Source organism: Nocardioides sp. (genome assembly GCF_024509035.1).
Lineage (GTDB): Bacteria > Actinomycetota > Actinomycetes > Propionibacteriales > Nocardioidaceae > Nocardioides.
This window is the reverse complement of sequence record NZ_JANINT010000329.1, coordinates 1-2,070: the sequence shown is the minus strand read 5'-3', so window position 1 is coordinate 2,070 and position 2,070 is coordinate 1. Positions and strand designations below refer to the sequence as shown.

At 74.8% G+C, this 2,070-nt stretch carries 2 protein-coding genes; one reads left to right on the top strand and one right to left on the bottom strand.

The window, feature by feature from the left end; genetic code table 11:
• Nucleotides 1–654, top strand: a 654-nt coding sequence (locus Q0L15_RS20520) for a hemerythrin domain-containing protein (protein ID WP_296606529.1), incomplete at its 5' end; no start/stop codon positions are given.
• 4 nt (nt 655–658) lie between these two features.
• Here the strand turns inward: Q0L15_RS20520 and Q0L15_RS20515 are convergent.
• The coding region (locus Q0L15_RS20515) for a hypothetical protein (protein ID WP_296606527.1) at nt 659–2,070 on the bottom strand (1,412 nt) is incomplete at its 5' end.

Below are 2,070 nucleotides of genomic sequence, written 5' to 3'. Positions count from 1 at the left end.
GCCCCCGAGGGCCCGATCGACATGAAGATGATGTTCCTGATCCACCACGCCTTCCGGCGTGACCTGGACGCCTTCGCCGCCGCGGTGCGCGGCACCCCGGTCGACGACCGGCGCACCTGGCGGCTGCTGGCCGACCGGTGGCAGGTCTTCGCCGAGGCCCTGCACGAGCACCACACGACCGAGGACGACCTGATCTGGCCCGAGCTGCGCCGGTTGGCCCCGCCGGAGGACCTCGCCACGTTGGAGGCGATGGAGGCCGAGCACGGCGAGATCGACCCGTTGCTCGCGTCGTGCGCGGCCGGGCTGCGGCGGCTCGCCCAGCGGGCCGACGAGGACGCCCGGGCGGCCCTCGCCGTGCGCATGTCGGCCACGCGGGAGTCGCTGCGCCGTCACCTCGCGCACGAGGAGGGCGACGCGATCGCGATCATCCAGCGGGTCGTGACGCCCGAGGACTGGGCCGTCATCGAGCAGGCGATCGACCGGCGCGGGTCACTGCGCGGCGCCCTGCGGCTGGTGCCGTGGATCGCCCACGAGGTCCCACGCGACGTGCTCGACCGGGTCTTCGCCGAGGTGGGTGGCCCGTTCCGCCTGATGTGGGTGCTGACCCGCGGGGGCTTCGCGCGGCGCGAGGCGGCGGCGTTCCAGCACGCCTGAGCCGCTAGAAGCCGAAGCGGTCCCGTTCGCGGCGGACCCAGTCCGCCGCGAGCGGGACGTCCCAGCGCTCGCACTGCTCGAGCGCGGCGTCGGCGTGCCGGACCGCGAGCGCGTGCTCGCCGGTCGCCTCGGCGGCCATCGCCAAGAAGATGTCGACCGGACCCACGACCGTGCCCGACCCCGCGCAGGCGGGTCGGCCGCTGGAGTGGACCAGGCGCTCGTACGCCGTCGCCGCGAGCGCCGGCTCGCCCAGGTGGCAGGCGGCCTCGGCGGCCATGCTCAGCGCCATCGTGGAGAACCAGGTCTGGATCTCGACGGTGCGCTGCACCTCCTCGGCATGCGTGGCGAGGTACTCCCGGGCCTCGTCGAGGCGCCCGACCCGGCACAGCATGCTCACGATCGACGTCGACAGCGGGAGGAAGGAGTCCTGGGAGAGGGCGAGGACGCCGTCGGCGACCGCCTCCATCTGGCCCTCCCACATCACCTGCATGAGCATCGCGCCGGCGATCGCCTCGTCGTACCCCACGATGGAGACGACCTCGCCCAGGCCCGCGAGGTGCTCGAGGTGCTTGGCCACGTCCTCGCGGTGTCCGCGCATCGCCGCCCAGGCCACGTCGATGGAGTCGAGCAGCAGGTGGGCGTAGACGTGCCGCACCCGGTCGGCCTCCGTGCGGGCGCTCGCGACGGATTCGTCGAGGGCCGCCATGTCGCCCAGCTCGCCGGCCGCGACCGCCCGCAACGTGAGCGCCGAGGCGCGCAGCACGGTGTCGCCGAGCTCGAGGGCGAGCTCCGCGGCCTCGCCGGCCAGCTCGAGCCGCCGCTCGGCGGTGCTCGGGTGCCAGGTGGCGATCGAGGCCTTGATCGCGGCGTCCGCGAGCAGCGCGCGGTCGCCGAGTCGTCGGGCCATCGCGATGGCCTCGTCGGCGAGGGCCTCGCGCTCCTGGGCACTGGAGCCGTAGTAGATCTCGCCCGCGAGCGCGAGCATCACCCGGCACCGCCGGGGGTCGTCGCCGCTCGGCAGCAGGTCCAGGGCGCGGCGCAGTGCGTCGACCACGATCTCGTCGACGACGCCGCCCGCCGGGGTCCACAGGGAGCCCGTGCTGGTCATCTCCCCGGCACGGATCAGGAGATCCAGGTCGCCGATGGCGTCCGCGACCTCGATCGCCTCGTGGGCGACGCCGCCGAGCTCGACCCAGCGGCCGGCGCGGCGCAGCACCTCGGCGAGGTCGCTGAGCAGCTCGAACCGGGAGCACTCGTCGGAGGCCGGGTCCTCGTCCTGGGTGCGCAGTGCGTGCTCGAGCATCTCGAGCGCCTCCACGTAGGCGAACACCGCGGTGGCCGCGCGGGCCGCGGCCTGCGCCGCCGGCCATGCCTCGGCGAGGTGCCGCGGGCCCGCGGCGAGCCAGTGCCGCGCGA